Raw genomic sequence first — 21282 nt, 5'->3', positions numbered from 1 at the left:
AACACGCGGGCCGATCGCTCCGGGCCGCGGACGGCTCACACCGCCACCCTCGACACCATCGAACACAGGATCCTGGCCCGGCTGCCCAGAACTGGGGGCGGGAGCTCCCTCGGGTTGGCGGGGGTATAATCCCGGCTCCCCGGCGCGACGATCATGCCCGATGCCCCGGAAGGCGCATCGGCCCCCATGGCACCGTTTATGGCAGCATTGGTAGGATCGGCTGGCACCTTTGCTTCCGGCGGACTGATGTCGATCACATAGGTCTGCTCTTCACGGAAGGCCCGGATATCGACGCCCGGCTCAAGGCGCATCAAAAACTTCAGCTTGCCCTCATCAATGAAGGCCGTCGCATCGACAACACCACGCGGCAGACGGGCGCGCAAGTCACCCACGTCGAGCTGGGCAGGATGATTGAAGGTGACGCGAACGATATCGTCCTCGCGCACGAAAGCGGTATCAAACTGGATGGACCAGTCGAAGACCAGGCGCGTGAACGTCGGATGATCCCCGATGTGGAGCGTGACCTTCGGCCCCTCCTGCGCCTTGAGACGCGCCTGCTCCAGTGCGCGCACCTGGCGCATGGCCTCTTCTGCGCGCTGCGCAAGTTCGCGCACCACCTCATCCGGAAGACCGGGAGGCAGGCCTTGCCAGTTGGCCGGCAAAATATCAATGAACAGCTTCTCGCCCGCCTCAAGCGTGTTGATGCGGAACTTGTCCTTCAAGGCAAAACGGATTGCACTTCCGTCCGGATCACGGCGGGCGATGGCCACGTAGTCGCTGAGTTGCAGAGGAACATCGTCGACACTGATCTGGATCGGCGCCTCAAAGGCGACGCGCAGCACATTGCTGGTCACAGCAGCATCATAGTGCGGCAGAAGAGTCCTGTCCTTGAAGGTCAGGATCATCCGGCCATAGCCCTCTTCTGCCCGCGCCTCAATATCCACGGCTTCGGCAGTCTGGGCATGAGCCTGGGTCGAAGGCATCAGCGGCAAGGACACAGCGAGCACAACGGCAAGCCTGCGGCACAATACAACCGCCCCCGGAATATACCGGGACGCTGCGTGGACCCTGGCTGAGGCCCACTGGCGTGCATGCCTCACAACATTCAACAAGGTCAGGGTTATCCTCTGGAACAAGCTCCGGTCTGACTCTGGGGAGCGGCCTTAACACCCTATTACGCCACATCCTGAAACTTGCCGCTTTCCGTCAGTTTGAGCCAATCTTTGGAAGCGCAGCAGGAGCCTGAACTGATGCACCCTGCGGCTGGTTCGCATCCCCGCCGGCGATGGCCACCGTCAGCTTCTCAGCCGCCTCAGGAGACATGCGCGCAAGAATGTCAGCCATTTTTCTCGGCTTCATCTGGCGCACAACCTTGAGCAGCACATCGAGGTCGAGACGATCGAAGATGCGTGCCGCATCCTTGGGTTTCATGTTCTCATACATGACCACAAGTGCGGCGATCTCACCCTCTTCCTGCTTCTTCTTTTCCTCAACGCCTTGCTGGATCTGCTGCTCAAGCGACTTCAATTCGTCGACACGCTTCTGCAAGCGCTCCTCGGTCGCCTGCAGCAATTTCTCCCGCAAATCAAGCTGACCTTCCTGATCCTGCAAGGCCTTGCGCCGCTCTCCAAGGCTTTCAAGCACGGCACGCTCGGCGCTCGACCCGCCGATTTCCAGCGCATCGGGAACGGGCGGCACCGCATCCGCAGCTCCTTCGGCAGGAGCTTGCGTTCCTTCTGCGGCCGGGGCTTCGCCAGGAGCAGGAGCTCCGGCCCCGCCGGCCGGCGGGGCAGCGGGTTCGCCCGCCGCCGGTTGCTGGGCCTGAGCGCGCGCTTCCATGACCGGCCCCACAGCCGTGTGCCCACCGAGCACAAGGCCGAGCAGCTTCAGCGCCAAAGGGCGCTGGCAGCAATGCCGACAACTGGAAGCAGGCGAAGGTTCAAGCAGCAGCCTCCCTGACTTCTTGCGGAAGCGCTCAAGCCGTGCCGTGGCTTCGGCTGCGGCAGCGCGGATATCACGGGCACTCACCGAAGGAGCGGCGGCGGGAGCTGCCGGAGCAGGTGCATAGGACGGAGCTTGCTGCCGGTAGGGCGCAGCGTAGGAAGAAGGAGCAGCCTGGCGCGGCGCAGCTTGGGGCGCAACATACCCCTGCGGCGCAGGTTGATAGGCCGGAGCTGCGGCCTGCTGTGCAGCAGCCATGCGGCGGGCTTCCGCCTCGGCCTGAGCCTGAGCCTGAGCCTGGGCGCGATGGCGGGCTTCTTCCTCGGAGGCGCGGCGGGCATCCTCGGCCGCATGAGCCGTGCGGGCTGCTTCGGCAATCTGACTGATACGCGTCAGAACCGCTTCGCCTTCACCCAGCTGTCCGGCCAGAAGCTTGGACAGATGCTCTGCCTGTGTCAGCCGGGTTCCAAGCGTCTTGTCCGCATCATTCGCGGTGGCTTTCAGGCCGAGAATGGCACGCTCGGCGATCTCGGTGGCCGTGATCAGTTCGGAGATCGTCGCACGCAGGGTCTCTTCATCGGCGCGCAGACGCTGCAGCCGGCGGTTCAGTATCCAGCAATAGCCGATGGTGACCAGGAGAAGGACAGCCACCAGAGCCTCGATCAACATTCCAAGCGGCAGGGACGTCATGACGTTTCCATTTCCTTCTGCATGGCACGCTCAAATGCGGCCAAGGTCATCTTCGGCTTGCGCAATCCGCGGGTGACACGAATCGCGATCGAGATCCTCGACCTTGCCGAGTGTACCCTCACTAAGCTCCACGTTGCCGCACTTGATTGTCACCGGATCATCAGGTTCCACGTCAAAAATCAGCGTCTGCCCCACATCAAGGCTCAAAACACGGCTGAGAGGCAGGAAAGTCTCGTAGAGAACCGCATCCACCTCCACCATGGCGGCATGAATCTCGCTCGCAAGATGCCCTTCCCAGATCGGGTCACGGCCGAACTTCTCACCCATGAACATCTGCAGCAGCAGGTCACGGATGGGCTCCAGCGTGGCATAGGGCATCATGATCTCGATGGTGCCGCCACGGTCTTCCATGTCGATCCGCAGTTCGACAAGGATGGCCGCATTGGCCGGGCGCGAGATCGCCGCAAAACGCGGGTTCGTTTCCATGCGCTCCAGGCTGAAATGCACCGGAGACAGCGGCGCAAAGGCTTGCTCCGCATCCGCAAGGATGATTTCCAGCATGCGCCGGACGAGATTGGTCTCGATGGTGGTGTAGGGCCGCCCTTCGACGCGGATACCTGTCGTGCCGCGGCCACCGCCCAGCAGCACGTCGATGATCGAATAGATCAGGCTCGATTCCACCGTGACCAGTCCGAACCCGTCCCATTCCTCGGCCTTGAACACGCCAAGGATAGCAGGCAGGGGAATGGAGTTCAGATAGTCACCGAAACGCACGGAACTGATTGAATCCAGAGAGACTTCCACGTTGTCAGACGTGAAATTGCGCAAAGATGTCGTGGTCAGGCGGACAAGCCGGTCGAACACGATTTCCAGCATCGGCAGGCGTTCGTAGGACACCATTGCCGAGTTGATCAGCGCGCGGATGCCGCTCTGATCGCGCGAAATCGTATCCTCGATATTGAAACCGAGGAGGTTGTCGATTTCTTCCTGGTTCAGAACGCGGTCTGCGCCGCGCGAGGCATTTTCAAGCTCCGGCTCACTGTCATCGATCATCGCAGCCCATTGGGCCGCCATGTCATCTGCGCTGCCGACGCCCTGCTCTTCCAGCGCCGCACCCCAGGCAGCGGCCAGATCGTCGTCGTCGTCGCCAGCTCCCTGCTCGGCGAGCGCGGCACCCCAGGCATCAGCCAGGTCGGCATCACTCAGATCGTCATCGTCAGCCATGTATCACCGTCACTGAATCAGGATTTCCTTGAACAGCACTCCATCAACCTTCGCCGGATGAACAGCCAGATTGATGCGCCGGAGCAGCTCTTCCTTGAGCCTGAACAAACCGGCCGACCCTTCGAGGTCAGCGGGACGCAACTCACGCAGGTAGATCTGGAACGCATCCAGAATACGCGGCAGATAGGGACTGATCCGGTCCACCATGGCCTGGTCGGACACCTCAAGCGCAATTCGCACCCTGAGGTAGGTTGCCCGCCCTTCGGTGGACAGGTTCACAGTCATCTCCGGCAGGTCATAAAAGACCACCGGCTTCTGCTCAACGACCGGCGGCGCAGCCGGGTCTACCGGTTCTTCGCCCCCTGAGAGGAAAAGAAACCAGACCGCCCCGCCAATGGCCAGCAGCGCAACAAGCCCGGCTGCCCCGAAGATGATCAGCTTCTTTTTGCCGCCCTTCTTCGCACCGCCTTCTTCGCCGTTCTCGGCGTCGGTATCCGTATCGGCCATTGCCGCCCCGCCAGCTTGCCGCACATGCCATGCGCGTGAATAGTTTCTAAAGGGTTAATCGTTAACGAGTGGTTACCAACTCCTTAACCCATCACCCGGCAACTGTTGCCCACTGGTTCGTTTTTTCCTCACCTATTTCTACCCTGCGCCGCGATGAAATGAAAAATACCCAATGATTTCAACAAAATGAAAACTGGCACACTCCCTGCTTGAGGGGTGACGGCACGCTGACCTGGGGAGGCTGGCGTGCCCTCGGGGAGCAAAAAGGAATCGTTAACATGGAGAATGCGCAGCTCATTAACCTGTCCCGGCAGGTTGCCTTGCGCAGGCAGCTGGATGTGACCGCCAACAACCTGGCGAACATGACCACGTCTGGCTACAAGGCCAAGCATATGAAATTTGAGGAATATCTGATGCCAGTGGCGCAGGCGACGGCCTTCAACCGCGGCGACAGAACCCTCTCCTACGTACAGGACGCCAGGACCTTCACGGACTTTCAGGCCGGTGGAATCATCATGACAGGCAATCCGCTTGATCTGGCCGTCGATGGCGACGGCTGGTTCGCGGTGCAGATGGAAGATGGCAGCGAAGCCTACACGCGCAACGGCTCGTTCCATCTCGACAGTACAGGTCAGCTGGTCACGCCGGATGGCCGCCCGGTCCTGACAGAAGGCGGTCCGATCACCTTCACAACGCAGGACGGCCACATCGATATTTCGGCTGACGGGACGATTTCCTCCGAGCTCGGTGTGCGCGGGCGCGTACGTCTTGTGGCCTTCCAAGAACCGCGTAACGCGGTTTCCATCGGCAACAACCTGATGACCTACACCAATCCGCAGCCTGTCACGCGCACGCGGGTGGTTCAGGGCGCCGTCGAACAATCGAACGTCCATGGCATCACGGCAGTTACCGAACTGATCGAGATCACCCGCAAGTACGAAAGCGTCACCAAGCTGATGAAGGACACCTATGACCTGTCCCGTTCGGCAGTTGAACGCCTTGGCAAGTCGCAGGCCTGAGACGGACAGGAGAGACCAGCATGAAAGCACTCCATATCGCCGCCACAGGCATGAAGGCGCAGGAACTCAACGTTGAAGTCATTTCGAACAACGTTGCCAACATGCGCACCACCGGTTTCAAGCGCCAGCGGGCCGATTTTCAGGATCTGCTCTACCAAAACCTGCGCCGCATGGGCACGGACACCTCGAATGCCGGTACAGTCGTACCGACAGGCGTTCAGATCGGTTCGGGCGTGAAGACAGCTTCCACGACACGGATCATGAGCCAGGGCAATATTGAGCAAACCAATAAGGAAACGGACGTTGCCATCCGTGGCGAAGGGTTCTTCCAGATCCAGATGCCTGATGGCACGATAGCCTACTCGCGTGACGGCTCCTTCGAGCGCGACCCCAACGGCACACTCGTGACCGTGGACGGCTATACGGTCGCGCCCGGGATCGTAATTCCTGAAAATGCCCGAGATCTGACCATCGCAACGGACGGCACGGTGCAGGTCATTGTCGCAGGCGCTGCCGTGAACCTTGGCCAGATCCAGATTGCCCGCTTCATCAACAAGGCAGGTCTGGAAGCGGTTGGCGACAACCTGTTCCTGCAGACAGATGCAAGCGGTGCGGCACAGGTTGGCAACCCAGGCGAAGACGGGTTCGGCAATCTGCAGCAGAACTTTCTCGAAATGTCGAATGTCGACGCAGTGACAGAGATCGCGGATCTCATCTCGGCGCAGCGCGCCTACGAGATGAACTCCCGCATCATCAAGGCCGCAGATGACATGTACTCGACCACGACCAACCTGCGATAAAAGGAGGCTGGCGATGAGACCCCTGTTTCTTGCGCTTCTTGGCGCAGCCCTCGCGGGCTTGATACACGGCAGCACTGCAAGCCTTGCGGCCGGCAGCGGCACGCCTGTCTGGCAGCGCGGCAACGAAGCCCCTATTCTGCGGCCGGAGGTCGTGACCTCGTCGGACATCGTCACCGTTGGCGATTTCTACCTCAACGCGGGAGCTGCCGGTTTCGAGCCGCTGTTCCGGTCGCCTGATCTGGGCACGTCCGGCAGAGTGAGTGCGGCACTTGTTGCCGAGCGCGCCCGTGCGGCGGGCCTGAAGTCTGCGGGCACGGATGGGCTCGCAGAAGTCACCGTCCGCCGTGACTCCATTTCCTTCGATGCCCAGCGCCTGTCGAGCATGATTGCCGAACGGCTGGCACGGCAAGAAGGTCAGATCTCCGCGGATGATCTCGAGATCGTCTTCGCCCGCACACCACAGGTCATTCATGCCGATCCCCGCTCTGCAGATCCTCTGCGGATCGAGCAGGCCATCTGGTCACGTGCGGATGGCAGGTTCGATGTCGTCATGTCCTACGCAGGGGAAAACGGTTACCGCAGGGTCAGCGTCACCGGCGTCGCACGGGAGATGCTGGCCGTCGTCGCGCTGGCAACCCCGCTGGACAAGGGTGGGATTGTTCGAGAGCAGGATCTCATAACCATGCGTCTGCCGCGCGAGCGTGTGCAGGGCCGGGCCGTGACAGATCCCCAGGAGATCCTCGGATTGGCCGCACGAATCCAGCAACGGCCGGGCCGCCAGCTCAGCAAGGCAGACTTCGAGCGCCCGATGCTGATCCAGCGCGGCGACAAGGTCACGCTCATCTATGAGATTTCGGGAATGAAACTGACCACGCAGGGCCAGGCTGCAACTTCGGGCGCAGATGGCGACATGATCGACGTGATCAATCTGCAGTCCCGCCGCACCGTCAGGGGCACTGTAAGCGGACGCGGCGAAGTCCGGCTCGGCGCCACCCCACGCACAGTTGCAGCCAACACCAGCCTGCCCGCCCAGGAGAGCGCACAATGATCCGTCCGATTCACAAGGCTGTTGTCCTGACCCTTCTGGCACTCCCGATGGCTGCCTGCGGTTCTGCGGACCGCCTGGCGCAGGTTGGCAAGGCCCCGGCACTCAATGCCATTCAGGACCCGACCACCATGCCCGGTTACCGCCCGGTGCAGATGCCGATGCCGACGCCCCAGCCTGCGCATTATAATGCCAACTCGCTGTGGAAGTCCGGCAACCGCGCCTTCTTCGAGGACCAGCGCGCCAAACAGGTCGGCGATCTGATGACCATTCTGGTGACGATCTCCGACCGCGCACAGTTCGACAACGAAACTGAACGCTCACGCACCGGGTCTGACAAGTCAGGCGTAAGCGGTGCACTGGGCACAGCCATCGACAAATATGTGCTGCCGGGCAACGCCAGCGCCGATGCCCTTGCAACCGTCACCGCCAACTCAGCCTTCAAGGGCAAGGGGTCGGTGGACCGGAAGGAAACGCTGCGCACCTCCGTCGCGGCAGTCGTGACCCAGGTTCTGCCAAACGGAAATCTGGTGATCGAGGGCCGCCAGGAAGTGCGGGTGAACTTCGAAGTCCGCGAACTTATCATCGGCGGCATTGTGCGGCCGCAAGATATCCGGTCGGACAACACCATCCTGAGCGAGAAGATCGCAGAAGCCCGCATCGGCTACGGCGGGCGCGGCCAGATCACCGATGTGCAGCAACCGCGCTACGGCCAGCAGGTGCTGGATATCGTTCTGCCCTTCTGACCTGACAGAGGAAGACCGGCTGCCTTCCCCAGCAGACGGTCTTCTCCTCATTCCTTGCCCCCTCCAGGTCTTCCTTTTCGCAAACCCGACAGATCCCCCTGCCAGCCCGGCGCTCCCCATACCGGGCTGGCTGACAGACGGGCACGGCGTCTCGCTCCCCGAGCGGCGTGCCCGTCCTCCCCTTCCAGTCCCTCCCCCACGGACAGCTCGCAAAAACAAAAGCCCCCGGCAGCACAGCTGACGGGGCTGAAATTTTTACGAGGAACCGGGATCTCAGTCGTCCCTGTACACCTTTTCGCGGCGCTCATGCGCTTCCTGAGCCTCGATGGACAGTGTCGCAATCGGACGGGCTTCCAGGCGCTTGACGGAGATCGGCTCGCCGGTCTCTTCGCAATAGCCGTAGCTGCCGTCTTCAATTCGCTCCAGCGCCGCATCGATCTTTGAGATCAGCTTGCGCTGCCGGTCACGTGCACGCAGCTCGATGGAACGGTCCGTTTCCGAAGAAGCTCTGTCAGCGAAGTCAGGGTGATTGGTGCTTTCTTCCTGCAGGTTTGCCAGCGTCTCGCGGCTTTCACGCAGGATGTCCTCTTTCCAGGCGAGCAGCTTGTTGCGGAAGTACTCGCGCTGCCGTTCATTCATGAACGGCTCGTCCTCGGAAGGTCGATAGTCAGACTCAAGTTCAACCGTCATCGGAAACTCCGGTTACCGTTAGGACGGGGCGAATATATAGTCACTGGAGGTCAGCTACAACGGGCAAGCCGGAAAAAAATGTTAAGCTTTACTCCTTATTTTTCAATATCTTACCCACAGCGCCTGAAGTTTGCGCAGCTCTGAAGCCGGCAAGCAGGCATCAACTAGTAAACCGGCCCTGCTTAGCCAGCTCAACCTTCACGCGCAGTTCAATCTCGTCGATGACTGATTCCAGTCCCGGATCGCTGCTGACAGGACGGTCTGCAAGAGCTGTCATCATCTCCTCCAGCCGGGAGGGCTCAAGCACACCGGCCAGCAGGTCTGCCTTCAGCGCATCGAGCAAATCCAGCATGGAATGCCCACGCGCGGTGGCAGCATCGCGATCATCTGGCTGGACCTGCATCTCCTGCAGAGACAGCAGGGCGTCGATCCCTGAGAGTGAGGATGACGAGGAGGTCGAGACCGCAGCATGCGCTTCGCCATCACCCCCGATCAGGAAACCGCCGCCGCCACCGGTCTTCTTCTTGCTGCCCTTACCCTGAACAGAGGAAACGGGCGTGTTGTTGGTGATACGCATTGTGGCCTCGCTTCCCGCGTTTCATGAGCCAGCCTGTACCAGGATGGCCGGTCTGACCTTGCCGGGCTCAGGATCAGATTCTTTCAGTACCAAAGGTAGGGAAAACCAACCTCCCCGGCAAGAATTGCCCGGCAGACTTCCAACGGAACGCAATCAAAACATAGAGCGCAAGGTATCGATTGGAGTTATTTCTTTTGTTTCCAGATACTTATAACAAATTCAGGAGACGTGGATAATCTGGCATGGACTTCGCATTAGCAGGTGCAAACCACTCATGCGCCGGGTCCCACCCATGCCATTTATACCTCTGCTCCGTTCTTGCCTTCTCCTCGCGGCCATGGCCGTTGCGCTGACGGCTCTTGCTCCGGCGGCAATGTCTGCCTCACGGGTCAAGGATATCTCGGACTTTGAAGGCATTCGTGAAAACCAGCTGGTCGGCTATGGCCTCGTGGTTGGCCTTCAGGGAACAGGCGACGGACTGCGCAACTCGCCCTTCACCCGGCAAAGTCTGCAGGCCATGCTGGAGCGGCTGGGCGTCAACACCGCTGCTGCGGACCTCAACACGAACAACGTGGCCGCTGTGATGGTGACTGCGAACTTGCCCCCTTCGCAACACAGGGCACGCGTATCGACGTCTCCGTCAGCGCACTGGGCAATGCTGACAGCCTGCAGGGCGGAACCTTGCTGGTAACTCCGCTGATGGGCGCCGATGGCGAGACCTATGCCATTGCACAAGGCGCTGTAGCCATTGCCGGTTTTGCGGCGCAGGGTGATGCCGCTTCGGTCGTTCGGGGCGTTCCGACTTCCGGCCGCATCGCCAATGGCGCGCTGGTTGAAAGGGAAGTCGGCTTCAAACTGGCCAGCATGACCACCGTGCGCATCGCCTTGCGCAATCCGGATCTGACCACCTCGCGCCGCGTTGCTTTGGCCATCAACGAACTGATCGGATTCCCGACGGCCGAGCCCCTCGATCCCGGGACTGTGCAGCTCACCGTACCGCGCGACTACAACGGCAACGTCGTGGACCTGCTCACAGACATCGAACAGCTGATCATCGAGCCGGACCAGCCTGCACGCGTTGTCATTGACGAAAGCGCCGGCATCATCGTGATGGGCCAGAACGTCAAGGTTTCGACCGTGGCCGTCGCCCAAGGCAATCTGACCGTCACCATCGCGGAAAATCCGCAGGTGAACCAGCCCCTCCCATTTGCAAACGGTCAAACTGCAGTCACGCCACAAACCGATGTGGCGGTGAGCGAAAGCGGCAGCAAGCTGGCGATCGTCAGCGAGAGCGTGACCTTGCAACAGCTGGTCGACGGGCTGAACACGCTCGGCATCGGCCCGCGTGACATGATTTCCATCCTTCAGGCCATCAAGGCAGCCGGTGCGCTGCAGGCTGAAATCGAGGCCCTGTAAGCCATGACGCCGTCAGATCTCAATCTCACCAGCTCTGCCCCCTGCCCCTCAAAGGCGGCAGCCGCATCATTGCTCCGGATTCGATCCGCAAGCAGGCCGAGACCTTCGAGGCGGTCTTCCTCAACACCATGATGCAGTCGATGTTCACCGGCCTTGAGGAAGGCGGGACCTGGGGTGGCGGACAAGGGTCCGACACCTGGCAGAAAATGCTGATCGACGAAATGTCCAAAACCATCGCTTCGGCCGGAGGAATCGGCCTGGCCAACACGATCGAGCGCGAATTGCTCGCCCTTCAGGAGGCAAACCAGTGAACGCCCACACTCCGGAAACAGCGGCCCTGCCCTTTTCCACCGCAAGGCCAACCAGCAGGTCTGAAGCAGAGAGCTTTTGCCTTGCGGTCTGTCACACCATGGAGAAGCTTCTCGAACTGATCGAGAAAGAGACCGACATGGTGCGGGAAGGTCAGCTTCGTGCGGCCGGCGAATTGCAGCCCGAGAAAGCCGTGCTGGTACACCACTACACACAAGGCGTTCTCTTCGCCAAAGAGCACTCTGTGGCTCTAGGCAATCTGGCTCCGGCTGCGGTACAATCCCTGCGGCGGCAGCATGCGGAGTTCCAGCCAGTCCTGCGCATCAATCTGGCGGTGCTGTCCACCGCAAGGGAAGTGGCGTCGACCGTGGTGACAACCGTCGCCCAGGCCGTTGGCGCACGGCAGCGGACGACGACCTATGGCCCTGGCGGAGCCTCACCGCAGGCAGCCCGGATCGCAGAAGGGATCGCTGTCAACAGATCGCTTTAACGCAACGGCGCGAATCACTTGCCAGCACCCGCGAAAAGTCTAACCTTTTCGTTAACGGAGGATTCATATCCCCGTTGTATTTTGTGGGTGATACCATCGGGTCAAGGAGTGTTACCCGAAGGAGGCAGGCATGGATACAGGAGCAATCCGGCCGTCACTGACCGCCTATGCGGCAGTAACCCCGGCTACGCGGGCTCCGGAACAGAACGAGCCCGCGGCTAAAACAGAATTGCCAGGTTCCCAGACCGTCAAGCCGTCAGGGAGTTCTGAAGAGCAGCGCCAGCTTGCCGAAAACGGTAATCAGCAAAGCGCAGCAAACCAGTCTGGGCAACGGGAGATCGTGCGTAAGAATACGCTCGATCCCGAGAGCCAGTCGTACATCTATGTCGCCATGGACCAGGAGACCGGAGAGGTCATCCAGCAAGTTCCAAGCGAGACATTACGCAAGCTTCGCGCCTATGCGAAGGCAGGCGACGAGCCAGGACCCCTCCAGAGTTCAGGCTCAGTTCAACGCACCGCCTGACCTCAGTCCAAATTCAAAGTTCTACGCAAAGCCCCAGGCCTCAGGCCGTGGGGCTTTTTTCGTTTGCCCTCACCCATGCACCTCACAGCCTCTTCCAGGCACCTGACGCGACGCACATTGCAAGCCCTTGATATGAAATTAAAATCAAATTAACCATAAAGTAAAGTTCACGATGCATTAAGGTTAAATTCCGATAACCATAAAGCTTAACTTGTCATTACAGTTTAAAGCTGACTTTGTTGCTTGCGGGATCCAGAACGGATCCATGTATTGTGTTTTCCCAGGAAGGAAAAACCGTAATGGCAAGCAATATCAGCCTGTCGAGCGCCGTGCGCTCGAACCTCAATGCCCTTCAGTCAACTGCTCAGATGATGAGCGGCGTGCAGGAGAAACTCTCCACCGGCAAGAAGGTCAACTCGGCTCTCGACAATCCGAACTCCTTCTTCACCGCAAAGGGCCTCGAGAACCGCGCTGGCGATCTTGGCTCCCTGCTCGATGACATGGGCCAGTCGGTCCAGACGCTGAAGGCCGCGGACAAGGGCATCAACTCCATCTCCGGTCTGGTTGACGCTGCAAAGGCAAAGGCCAACCAGGCTTCGCAGACCTCCAACCAGGTCGAACGTGCGAAGTATGCGAAGGAGTTCAATGAACTTCTCACGCAGATCGAAGACGTTGCCAAGGACTCCGGCTACAAGGGCAAGAACCTGCTCGCCGGTGACGGCAACGACCTGAAGGTGACCTTCAACGAAAGCGGCAAGTCGTCCCTGTCGATCTCGGCCGTGGATTACACGGATGCCTCCAGCTCTACAGGCCTCAATCTGTCGGACATCAAGTCGGGCACGAGCGGCACTGCAACCGTCTCGTTCCAGAATGGAACACCTGGCGCAGCAGCGCTTACGGCTGGCGGCTTGGTAGCAGCGGACAGCAACTTCAACGTTGGCGACGTCATTACTCTGACCGACACCAACGGCTCGGAACTGGGCAAGCTGGAGATCAAGGCGGACACCACCGTCAAGGATTTCGAGAACTTCATTGGCGAAACCGAAGGCGTCTCGACCAGCCTTTCAGGCGGCACGATCACCATCACTTCGGACTTCAAGCTGAGCGTCAAGTCCAAGTCTAGTGAAGTCGGCGCCTACGCCGGGACAACCACGAACAACACTGCAGAAGGCGGGTTCGCCAAGGACAGCGACATCGACGCCACGATGAGCAAGCTGAAGAAGGCCCAGGACTCCTTGCGCTCCCAGGCCTCCACCTTCGGTACCAATCTGTCTATCGTGCAGAACCGTCAGGACTTCACGAATGCGATGGTGAACACGCTTCAGGAAGGCGCCGGCAAGCTGACCCTCGCCGACACCAACCAGGAAGGCGCAAACCTTCTGGCTCTGCAGACTCAGCAGTCCCTCGCCTCCACTGCCCTGTCGCTGGCAGCCCAGGCGGACCAGAACGTGCTGCGTCTGTTCTAAGACAAGACATACCCCCGCGAAACAAGGCGGCAGACTCCGGTCTGCCGCCTTTTTTATTTTCGTTAACTATTCAGGCCACCAGCTTGAGATCAATTTAGAAGTAATAAAGTATTAACTCTATTTCAGAAAGCAATTAACTATGTATTAGGGTTACCAAATCATGATGAAGCCATCCCGCTCAGGACGAGCGGAAACTAATGCTGGACCCAGGAAAGGGATACTAGATGGCTGATATCACCCTGTCCGCCGCCGTACGGCAGAACCTGCTCACCCTTCAGCAGACTGCCGATTTCATGTCGGGCGTGCAGAACAAGCTCGCGACCGGCAAGAAGGTCAACTCGGCACTCGACAATCCGAACTCCTTCTTCACCGCTTCCGGCCTCAACAACCGCGCCAAGGACCTTGGCACCCTGCTCGATGACATGGGCCAGGTTGTTCAGACGATGAAGGCTGCCGATCAGGGCATCACCAACATCACCAAGCTGGCTGAAAGTGCAAAGGCCAAGGCCAACCAGGCCCTGCAGACCCAGAGCCAGTACGAGCGCGCCCAGTACGCCAAGCAGTACAACGACCTGCTCAAGCAGATCGAAGACATGGCAAAGGACAGCTCCTACAAGGGCAAGAACCTTCTGGCCGGCGATGGCAACGACCTGACTGCCATCTTCAACGAGGACAACACCTCGAAGCTGACTGTAAAGGCTGTCGACTACACCGACACGACCCTGTCCACGGGCCTGAACCTGCAGGATCTGGCACAGGCCAAGGGTGGCGCAGCTTCGTTGCAGCTGGAAGGCGGCAAGTCCTCCGCGACGTTCGTGAATGCCAGCGGCGATGCTTTGTCCTCCGGCTCGCTCCTGTCCGACGCAACCAATCTTGCCGTTGGTGACGTTCTGCAGCTGCGCACGGCTTCGAGTGGCGGCGGCGCCGGTGTGACCGGCTTCACCAACATCACCATCGGCGCCAATACGACGATGCAGAACCTGGTCGACCAGATCAACGGTGTCGCCGGTGTACGTGCCGAGTTCGATGAAAAGACAGGCTCCCTGTCGATCATCTCAAACGACAACGTTTATCTGCACAATACGGATGCTGGTGCTGCTACGGCAGTTCCCACGGACATCATCGGCGTTTCCGCCGCGAACTTCACGTCAGGGTCGCAGCTGCTGAAGAACTCGGGCTCGTTCAACGTTGAGGACATCCTGACGCTGACCGACGGCAACGGCTATGAGCTGGGCTCGCTGGAAGTGACGGACAAGACCTCGGTCAAGGACCTGACCGATTTCGTCAAGCGCTTCAACGGCGTCAATGCCTCGTTCAACACCGGCACTGGCAAGCTCACCATCGAAAGTGACGTTACGCTCAACCTGAAGAGCACGAACACTGACTTCGGCGCGACAACCTTCACCGCTGACTCGGATGGTGTCAACGTCGCGGCCGCCGTCGAATCCGGCTTTGCGACGGACGAGAACATCAATCAGACCATCGAGCGGCTGAACAATGCGCTCTCCACCCTGCGGTCGCAGGCCTCGGAGTTCGGCACCAACCTGTCGACCGTGCAGATCCGTCAGGACTACACCAAGTCCATGATCAACGCCCTGCAGGAAGGCGCCGGCAAGCTGACCCTCGCCGATACCAACGAGGAAGGTGCAAACCTTCTCGCCCTGCAGACCCGCCAGCAGCTTGCGTCGACATCCTTGTCCTTCGCTTCGCAGGCGGACCAGACCGTGCTGCGTCTGTTCTAAGAAGCAGCTCACGCACGACTCACAACCTGACAACCAGAAAAGGCCGGGCCAATCGCCCGGCCTTTTTCATGTCACCCGCGAGCAAGGGAAACTTGACGCTACGGCCTGCTGGCATTTCTGACCGGCACGCAAACATTAACGGGCATCCTGCAATTTTTAACCATCTGTTAAGGTTACCAAATCATGATGAGGCCATCCCGCTCAGGACGAGCGGATGAAATTGATGGACCCAGGAAAGGGACACATAGATGGCTGATATTACTCTGTCCGCCGCCGTACGGCAGAACCTGCTCACCCTTCAGCAGACTGCCGATTTCATGTCGGGCGTGCAGAACAAGCTCGCGACCGGCAAGAAGGTCAACTCGGCACTCGATAATCCGAACTCCTTCTTCACCGCTTCCGGCCTCAACAACCGCGCCAAGGACCTTGGCACCCTGCTCGATGACATGGGCCAGGTTGTTCAGACGATGAAGGCTGCCGATCAGGGCATCACCAACATCACCAAGCTGGCTGAAACGGCAAAGGCCAAGGCCAACCAGGCCCTGCAGACCCAGAGCCAGTACGAGCGTGCCCAGTACGCCAAGCAGTACAACGACCTGCTCAAGCAGATCGAAGACATGGCAAAGGACAGCTCCTACAAGGGCAAGAACCTTCTGGCCGGCGATGGCAACGACCTGACCGCAATCTTCAACGAGGACAACACCTCGAAGCTGACTGTAAAGGCTGTCGACTACACCGACACGACCCTGTCCACGGGCCTGAACCTGCAGGATCTGGCACAGGCCAAGGGTGGTGCAGCTTCGTTGCAGCTGGAAGGCGGCAAGTCCTCCGCGACGTTCGTGAATGCCAGCGGCGATGCTTTGTCCTCCGGCTCGCTCCTGTCCGACGCAACCAATCTTGCCGTTGGTGACGTTCTGCAGCTGCGCACGGCTTCGAGTGGCGGCGGTGCCGGTGTGACCGGCTTCACCAACATCACCATCGGCGCCAATACGACGATGCAGAACCTGGTCGACCAGATCAACGGTGTCGCCGGTGTACGTGCCGAGTTCGATGAAAAGACAGGCTCCCTGTCAATCACCTCGAACGACAACGTTTATCTGCACAACACGGATGCTGGTGCTGCCACGGCAGTTCCCACGGACATCATCGGCGTTTCCGCCGCGAACTTCACGTCAGGGTCGCAGCTGCTGAAGAACTCGGGCTCGTTCAACGTTGAGGACATCCTGACGCTGACCGACGGCAACGGCTATGAGCTGGGCTCGCTGGAAGTGACGGACAAGACCTCGGTCAAGGACCTGACCGATTTCGTCAAGCGCTTCAACGGCGTCAATGCCTCGTTCAACACCGGCACTGGCAAGCTCACCATCGAAAGTGACGTTACGCTCAACCTGAAGAGCACGAACACTGACTTTGGCGCGACAACCTTCACCGCCGATACGGATGGCGTCAACGTCACGGCCGCCATCGAATCCGGCTTTGCGACAGATGAGGCGATCAACCAGACGATTGACCGCCTTAACAACACCCTCTCCGTGCTGCGGTCGCAGGCCTCGGAGTTCGGCACCAACCTGTCGACCGTGCAGATCCGTCAGGACTACACCAAGACCATGATCAATACCCTGCAGGAAGGCGCCGGCAAGCTGACCCTCGCCGACACCAACGAGGAAGGTGCAAACCTTCTCGCCCTGCAGACCCGCCAGCAGCTTGCGTCGACATCCTTGTCCTTCGCTTCGCAGGCGGACCAGACTGTGCTGTCCCTGTTCTAAGAATCAGCTCACGCACGACTCACAACCTGACAACCAGAAAAGGCCGGGCCAATCGCCCGGCCTTTTTGCCATTTCATGACCCGGCGCCATTCAGACACACCGTTTTTCCCTTTGGATTCAACTCCTTAAAAGAAATCATTTGGTAACCTTCATGACTGAAACCTTAACAGGTGCAAATTGGATTTACTTTTCGTTAATGATTAATGTCAGAACATTGAGAGCGGGTGTTCACTCGCACCCCATGTAGAGACCGGTGAGCCAACCATGAGCGACATTGTCCTTTCCAGCGCCGTCAGGGAAAACCTGCTTTCGCTCAAGAATACCGCAGGCCTCATGTCCACGACCCAGAATCGTCTGGCGACAGGACTGAAGGTGAACTCCGCGCTCGACAATCCGAATTCTTTCTTCACTGCGGCAGGTCTTAATGACCGGGCAAAGGACCTGAACAACCTGCTCGACAACATGGGGCAGGCAGTCCAGACCCTCAAGGCGGCGGACAACGGCATTACTTCGATCACCAAGCTGGTGGAGTCGGCCAAGGCAATTGCCAACCAGGCCCTGCAGACTCAGAGCGAGTACGAACGCAAGATCTATGCCGAGCGTTACAACGCCGTCCTTGAACAGATCGAGGAAATGGCAAAGGATTCGAGCTACAAGGGCAAAAATCTGCTGGCTGGTGCAGGCAATGAACTCTCCATCCTGTTCAACGAAGACAGCACCTCGAACCTGAAGGTTCTGCCGGTCGACTTTACGGACACGCAACTTGAAGATGGCTTGGCGCTGAAGGATCTTGCGACAGGGGCAGGAGCAACATCTTCATTTGCCCTTGCAAGCGGCACTGGTTCTCTCGATTTGACAGGCCTTCAGGCATCGTCGCAGCTGACCGACCTGGCCTCGTGGAGCGCAGGCGACGTCGTGTCCGTGTCGGATGGTGTAACGACGCGAACCTTCACAGTTGGTACGGGTGCTGGACAGATCAACACGGTGCAAGACTACGTCAACGCCCTGAACAGCCTTGGCGGCGTGAAGGCAGCCTTCGACGAAGGAACAGACAAGATCACCCTCACCTCAGGTCTCGGATCAGCCCTGAGCATCAGCAAGAACGCGGCAGGCGGTGGCACAGCGACCAACGGTGGCACGTCCGCAGGCACAACGACCCTTGCAACGACGCCGATGACGGCATCTTCGAAGCTGATCGATTCCGGCACTTATGCTGTGGGTGATGTTCTGAAGATCGTGGACGGAAACGGCTACGAAGCGGCTTCGCTGGAAGTTTCCTCCAGCACGACTGTTGATGACCTCGTAAAGCTGATCAACAGCGTCAAGGGACTGGATGCAGGCTTCTCCGGCGGCACCATCAGCCTCGTCGGTGATATTTCCTTCGACATCAAGAGCACAAACAAAGACTTCAACGTTGGTGCACTGGCGACAACTGATGGCACAGTTAAGCTAACCGCCACCGACTCCGACTTCAAGGATGATACGGACATCGAGCGTACGCTGCAGGCCATCAATGGTGCGCTAGCCACCTTGCGCTCTACAGCCTCCTCCTTTGGCACGACACTCTCCACCGTTGAAGTCCGGCAGAAGTTCACGACCCAGCTGGTAAACACCCTTGAAGTAGGGGCCGGCGCCCTTACAATCGCTGACATGAACCAGGAAGGTGCGAACATGCTGGCCCTTCAGACCCGTCAGCAGCTCTCCTCCACGGCTCTGTCGCTGGCGAACCAGGCCGATCAGAGCGTCCTCAGCCTTTTCGGATAAGACTGAAACGGGTTAAGACTTTGTCAGCAATCGTTAACTCTTTGGTGAGTGATTCTGGGCGATGCTGTTTTCTGGAGGTTACGCATGGCTCTCAAGGTTGAGTTGAAGCCGGGTGAACGGATAATCGTTGGCGACAGCATCATCACCAATGACAATCAGCGCACACGCCTCTTCATTGAAGGCCAGGCCCCGATCCTCCGGGAAAAGGACATACTCACACCAGCTACCGCAGATCTCGCCGGCAAAGCGGATCTACCTTGCTGTGCAGCTTATGTACCTTTCAAAAGATATCGAGAAGATCGAGGACAACTACTTCAGCTTGGTGAATGACATAGTGCAGGCAGCACCAAGCACGATACCTTATGTTACCAAGATCAGTAATTCGATATTGGCTGGTGCCTTCTACAAGGCTCTGAAAGAAGCAAAAAAGCTTATCGAGTACGAGAGGACGCTTATCGGTCATGTACAAGCAGGCAGCACAAGCGTACCAGAAGACAAGCCAGGTAGCGGTTTCCCCGAGGGAGCTTGAGGCAACGCTGCTGATGAAGGCAGCTGCACGGCTTCAACTGATCAAGGATGAGTGGGATAATTCATCCCTCGCCGAGATCGATGACGCGCTGACCTACAACCGCAAGCTCTGGACCATTCTGGTCACCTCGGTGACAAATCCTGAAAACCCCTGCCCGACCAGATCAAGAACAACATCGCTTCGCTTGGTGTATTCATCTTCAAGCACACGATGGGCCTGATTGCTGATCCACATCCGGACAAGCTGAACACGCTGATCTCCATCAACAGGAGCATCGCGGAAGGGCTCCGCGCTCGACCCGAGTGATATCCGCCAAACAATGGCTGCGCCCATTCAAAGCCGCCCTAGAGGCGGCTTTTGCATTTTCGCACAAACAAAAAGATGGCGTTGCGGGTGGTAATGCACCTGGCTTTGCAGCCACATGCGAGACAAACGGCAATGGCAAAGCCGCTGCGGATGTCTCCGTCAGCGGCTTTGTCAGGCTTATAAGAAAACGTCAGATGTAATCTGCCAGCGAAAGCTTCATGACGATGGACGAGGCCCTGTAGGAAGCCTCAATATTCGTCTGCATCTGCAAAATTTCAGCTGCAAGCAACTCCTTGTCGACACCCTCGATCTCGTCCACGGTCGTGTTGTAACCGGACTTGCGGATCTGGTGCCGGTCAGCCGTGTTCTCGATGGATTTATAGGCGACAGCGACCTCAGTGGTGATGTCTACGATTCCAGACCGGTCTGTGTTGGCAGGCTGCAGAATGGCCTTCATGCCATCTGCAAGCGCACCATAGTACTTTTTGTCCGTCGCGGAGTTGGACGAAAAGTCTGCAGCAACAAACGTCGCAAGAGTCTTCACCACATCGGCAAGGCCCTGCTCGTTGGCACGAACGCCATAACCAAGACTGAGATTATCGTCCACTGCAGCGACCTTGTCCTGACGCGGATCAAGTGTGGGCAGGTTCTCCCCGACGTACCAAGACGTTGTCGTAGCGGCCCCAGAGACGACACCGGTGGCCGTATCGAAGGGTGGTCCATCAACACGGTTCGGAACCTGTCCGTTGAATGTGTTGAAGAATTCGTTGGCTGCCCACTCATCCGAGGCTGCACGCAGGCTGATCCCGGCCTCTTGCTGAATCTTGCTCTGAATGGCAGTCCTCAGGTTCGCCGCCGTTTCAGCCAGATCCGCGCCAATCAGGAATTCTCCCTCACTCGCACCTCCAACTGCTGCCGTCAGCTCGATCTTGGTGGTCTTGCTGCCATCAGGCGGCAGGCCCAGCTCGATCGTGATCTTCTCCCCAGGCAGCGGCTGCCCCGTGAACTCGACACCAAAACTGTCAGGATCCGCCCTCGCCGGAGGCGTGAGATTCATGTTGCTGAGGCTGGAGGTCACGGCACTGATGTCGAAGCCGAAGTTATGGGCGCCATCTTCCGTGATCGAAAAATCAGAACTGACCGGCACGCCAGCTGCCAGAACGGTGTTGAGCGGCGAAACCGTGAGCCGTCCTTCACTACCTGCCGGGCCCTTGTTCGCCTGCCAGTACTCATCCATCACCTGCTTGAGCCCCGCCTTGCCATCAACGCCATCCAGGATCTGGGACATCTCCAGAACCGGGTTGGTATTCGAATCGCTGCCGCCAAAAAGATAATGGCCGCCGACCTCCGCATTCAGAAGGCTGATGGCTTCCGTCAGCAGAATTTCAGCTGTCGCCTGGGTGCTCGTCTGACCATCTGCCTGGAGCTGAAAGTTGTTCAGATCCATGGTCGACTTGCTCTCGATCCGCAGTGCCTCAAGACGCTGCAAATTGAGGTTGAGCGTCTTGATGTGCAATCGGCTCATGGTGATCGTTTCCTCATAGGACTCGATCCGCTCAACCTTCTGCTTCAGTTCCATGCTGAGCAGGCGCTGATTGCCAATCCCGCCATAGGTTGTCGAAACCTTGCCGGTTGCCATCTGCGCTGTCTTCTCAGACAGCGTCGAGCTCAGCTTGTTGAGCTGCTGGGTCAGATAGCCCCGTGACGTGGTGATCGAACTGATACCCATTGC

Annotated in this window: 17 protein-coding genes and 4 pseudogenes; 14 read left to right on the top strand and 7 right to left on the bottom strand. The window is 58.8% G+C overall.

The features are described from left to right. Positions 1–35: 35 nt before the first annotated feature. The 4 genes and pseudogenes from ACQB61_RS05320 to ACQB61_RS05305 all read right to left on the bottom strand — a co-directional run bounded on the left by ACQB61_RS05320 (position 36) and on the right by ACQB61_RS05305 (position 4362). Positions 36–1007: a hypothetical protein gene (locus tag ACQB61_RS05320; protein ID WP_430511783.1), complete on the bottom strand. Its 972-nt coding sequence runs from the start codon at positions 1005–1007 to the stop codon at positions 36–38. A gap of 199 nt (positions 1008–1206) precedes the next feature. Then, the gene (locus tag ACQB61_RS05315) at positions 1207–2631 is read right to left on the bottom strand and encodes a DUF6468 domain-containing protein (protein ID WP_430511782.1); all 1425 of its coding nucleotides are present in this window, start codon (positions 2629–2631) and stop codon (positions 1207–1209) included. Continuing rightward, positions 2628–3855: pseudogene (fliM, locus tag ACQB61_RS05310) on the bottom strand (flagellar motor switch protein FliM). The gene ACQB61_RS05315 and the pseudogene fliM overlap by 4 nt, the downstream one beginning before the upstream one ends. 9 nt (positions 3856–3864) lie before the next feature. After that, positions 3865–4362: a flagellar basal body-associated FliL family protein gene (locus tag ACQB61_RS05305; RefSeq protein WP_430511781.1), complete on the bottom strand. Its 498-nt coding sequence runs from the start codon at positions 4360–4362 to the stop codon at positions 3865–3867. Positions 4363–4640: 278 nt separating this feature from the next. Here ACQB61_RS05305 and flgF point away from each other — a divergent pair, with 278 nt between their 5' ends. From flgF to flgH, 4 genes are read left to right on the top strand one after another with little or no spacing between them, the layout of a single operon-like run. Next, positions 4641–5381 carry a flagellar basal-body rod protein FlgF gene (flgF, locus tag ACQB61_RS05300; RefSeq protein WP_430511780.1) on the top strand — a complete coding sequence of 247 codons (741 nt, stop codon included), beginning with the start codon at positions 4641–4643 and terminating at the stop codon, positions 5379–5381. Between the two features lie 20 nt (positions 5382–5401). Next, complete coding sequence (gene flgG / locus ACQB61_RS05295) at positions 5402–6181, top strand: flagellar basal-body rod protein FlgG (protein ID WP_430511779.1); 780 nt, start codon at positions 5402–5404, stop codon at positions 6179–6181. 13 nt (positions 6182–6194) lie between these two features. Beyond that, positions 6195–7229, top strand: a complete 1035-nt coding sequence (gene flgA / locus ACQB61_RS05290; protein WP_430511778.1) for a flagellar basal body P-ring formation chaperone FlgA — start codon at positions 6195–6197, stop codon at positions 7227–7229. Continuing rightward, complete coding sequence (gene flgH / locus ACQB61_RS05285) at positions 7226–7972, top strand: flagellar basal body L-ring protein FlgH (RefSeq protein WP_430511777.1); 747 nt, start codon at positions 7226–7228, stop codon at positions 7970–7972. The genes flgA and flgH overlap by 4 nt, the downstream gene beginning before the upstream one ends. A 273-nt stretch (positions 7973–8245) precedes the next feature. On the opposite strand, the gene dksA is transcribed toward flgH, so the two are convergent. Next, positions 8246–8662, bottom strand: coding sequence for an RNA polymerase-binding protein DksA (gene dksA / locus ACQB61_RS05280; RefSeq protein ID WP_026355707.1), 417 nt, complete (start codon positions 8660–8662; stop codon positions 8246–8248). 160 nt (positions 8663–8822) lie between these two features. Beyond that, positions 8823–9239, bottom strand: coding sequence for a flagellar assembly protein FliX (locus ACQB61_RS05275; RefSeq protein ID WP_430511776.1), 417 nt, complete (start codon positions 9237–9239; stop codon positions 8823–8825). A gap of 337 nt (positions 9240–9576) precedes the next feature. Between ACQB61_RS05275 and ACQB61_RS05270 the strand changes: the two are divergent. The 10 genes and pseudogenes from ACQB61_RS05270 to flaF all read left to right on the top strand — a co-directional run bounded on the left by ACQB61_RS05270 (position 9577) and on the right by flaF (position 19550). Then, positions 9577–10655: pseudogene (locus tag ACQB61_RS05270) on the top strand (flagellar basal body P-ring protein FlgI). A gap of 128 nt (positions 10656–10783) precedes the next feature. Beyond that, positions 10784–10966: a rod-binding protein gene (locus tag ACQB61_RS05265; protein ID WP_430511775.1), complete on the top strand. Its 183-nt coding sequence runs from the start codon at positions 10784–10786 to the stop codon at positions 10964–10966. Further along, a complete protein-coding gene (locus tag ACQB61_RS05260; RefSeq protein WP_430511774.1) occupies positions 10963–11454 on the top strand; it encodes a flagellar protein FlgN in 492 nt (163 codons plus the stop codon). The genes ACQB61_RS05265 and ACQB61_RS05260 overlap by 4 nt, the downstream gene beginning before the upstream one ends. A 130-nt stretch (positions 11455–11584) precedes the next feature. Further along, complete coding sequence (locus ACQB61_RS05255; protein WP_430511773.1) at positions 11585–11977, top strand: hypothetical protein; 393 nt, start codon at positions 11585–11587, stop codon at positions 11975–11977. Between the two features lie 299 nt (positions 11978–12276). Then, positions 12277–13443 carry a flagellin gene (locus ACQB61_RS05250; RefSeq protein ID WP_430511772.1) on the top strand — a complete coding sequence of 389 codons (1167 nt, stop codon included), beginning with the start codon at positions 12277–12279 and terminating at the stop codon, positions 13441–13443. Positions 13444–13667: 224 nt separating this feature from the next. Beyond that, positions 13668–15185 carry a flagellin gene (locus ACQB61_RS05245; protein ID WP_430511771.1) on the top strand — a complete coding sequence of 506 codons (1518 nt, stop codon included), beginning with the start codon at positions 13668–13670 and terminating at the stop codon, positions 15183–15185. A 248-nt stretch (positions 15186–15433) separates the two neighbouring features. Further along, the gene (locus ACQB61_RS05240) at positions 15434–16951 is read left to right on the top strand and encodes a flagellin (protein ID WP_430511770.1); all 1518 of its coding nucleotides are present in this window, start codon (positions 15434–15436) and stop codon (positions 16949–16951) included. Positions 16952–17215: 264 nt separating this feature from the next. Continuing rightward, positions 17216–18715 (top strand): flagellin, encoded by a 1500-nt coding sequence (locus tag ACQB61_RS05235; RefSeq protein ID WP_430511769.1) that lies wholly within the window; start codon positions 17216–17218, stop codon positions 18713–18715. Between the two features lie 84 nt (positions 18716–18799). After that, positions 18800–19244, top strand: a pseudogene (gene flbT, locus ACQB61_RS05230) (flagellar biosynthesis repressor FlbT). After that, positions 19177–19550: pseudogene (gene flaF / locus ACQB61_RS05225) on the top strand (flagellar biosynthesis regulator FlaF). The pseudogenes flbT and flaF overlap by 68 nt, the downstream one beginning before the upstream one ends. A gap of 190 nt (positions 19551–19740) precedes the next feature. Here the strand turns inward: flaF and ACQB61_RS05220 are convergent. Further along, positions 19741–21279 carry a flagellar protein gene (locus ACQB61_RS05220; protein ID WP_430511768.1) on the bottom strand — a complete coding sequence of 513 codons (1539 nt, stop codon included), beginning with the start codon at positions 21277–21279 and terminating at the stop codon, positions 19741–19743. Positions 21280–21282 lie beyond the last annotated feature (3 nt).

The organism is Pannonibacter phragmitetus, from assembly GCF_050510895.1.
GTDB classification, from domain to species: Bacteria; Pseudomonadota; Alphaproteobacteria; order Rhizobiales; family Stappiaceae; genus Pannonibacter; species Pannonibacter phragmitetus_B.
The sequence above is the reverse complement of the archived record's forward strand: the minus strand, read 5'-3'. Positions and strand labels throughout refer to the sequence as shown.

What these genes read in the sequence shown, in the direction of transcription:
- ACQB61_RS05315 (WP_430511782.1), bottom strand. Translation starts at nt 2,631, where the DNA reads ATGACGTCCCTGCCGCTTGGAATGTTGATCGAGGCTCTGGTGGCTGTC.
- ACQB61_RS05305 (WP_430511781.1), bottom strand. Translation starts at nt 4,362, where the DNA reads ATGGCCGATACGGATACCGACGCCGAGAACGGCGAAGAAGGCGGTGCG.
- flgF (WP_430511780.1), top strand. Translation starts at nt 4,641, where the DNA reads ATGGAGAATGCGCAGCTCATTAACCTGTCCCGGCAGGTTGCCTTGCGC.
- flgG (WP_430511779.1), top strand. Translation starts at nt 5,402, where the DNA reads ATGAAAGCACTCCATATCGCCGCCACAGGCATGAAGGCGCAGGAACTC.
- flgA (WP_430511778.1), top strand. Translation starts at nt 6,195, where the DNA reads ATGAGACCCCTGTTTCTTGCGCTTCTTGGCGCAGCCCTCGCGGGCTTG.
- flgH (WP_430511777.1), top strand. Translation starts at nt 7,226, where the DNA reads ATGATCCGTCCGATTCACAAGGCTGTTGTCCTGACCCTTCTGGCACTC.
- dksA (WP_026355707.1), bottom strand. Translation starts at nt 8,662, where the DNA reads ATGACGGTTGAACTTGAGTCTGACTATCGACCTTCCGAGGACGAGCCG.
- ACQB61_RS05275 (WP_430511776.1), bottom strand. Translation starts at nt 9,239, where the DNA reads ATGCGTATCACCAACAACACGCCCGTTTCCTCTGTTCAGGGTAAGGGC.
- ACQB61_RS05265 (WP_430511775.1), top strand. Translation starts at nt 10,784, where the DNA reads ATGATGCAGTCGATGTTCACCGGCCTTGAGGAAGGCGGGACCTGGGGT.
- ACQB61_RS05255 (WP_430511773.1), top strand. Translation starts at nt 11,585, where the DNA reads ATGGATACAGGAGCAATCCGGCCGTCACTGACCGCCTATGCGGCAGTA.
- ACQB61_RS05250 (WP_430511772.1), top strand. Translation starts at nt 12,277, where the DNA reads ATGGCAAGCAATATCAGCCTGTCGAGCGCCGTGCGCTCGAACCTCAAT.
- ACQB61_RS05245 (WP_430511771.1), top strand. Translation starts at nt 13,668, where the DNA reads ATGGCTGATATCACCCTGTCCGCCGCCGTACGGCAGAACCTGCTCACC.
- ACQB61_RS05240 (WP_430511770.1), top strand. Translation starts at nt 15,434, where the DNA reads ATGGCTGATATTACTCTGTCCGCCGCCGTACGGCAGAACCTGCTCACC.
- ACQB61_RS05235 (WP_430511769.1), top strand. Translation starts at nt 17,216, where the DNA reads ATGAGCGACATTGTCCTTTCCAGCGCCGTCAGGGAAAACCTGCTTTCG.
- ACQB61_RS05220 (WP_430511768.1), bottom strand. Translation starts at nt 21,279, where the DNA reads ATGGGTATCAGTTCGATCACCACGTCACGGGGCTATCTGACCCAGCAG.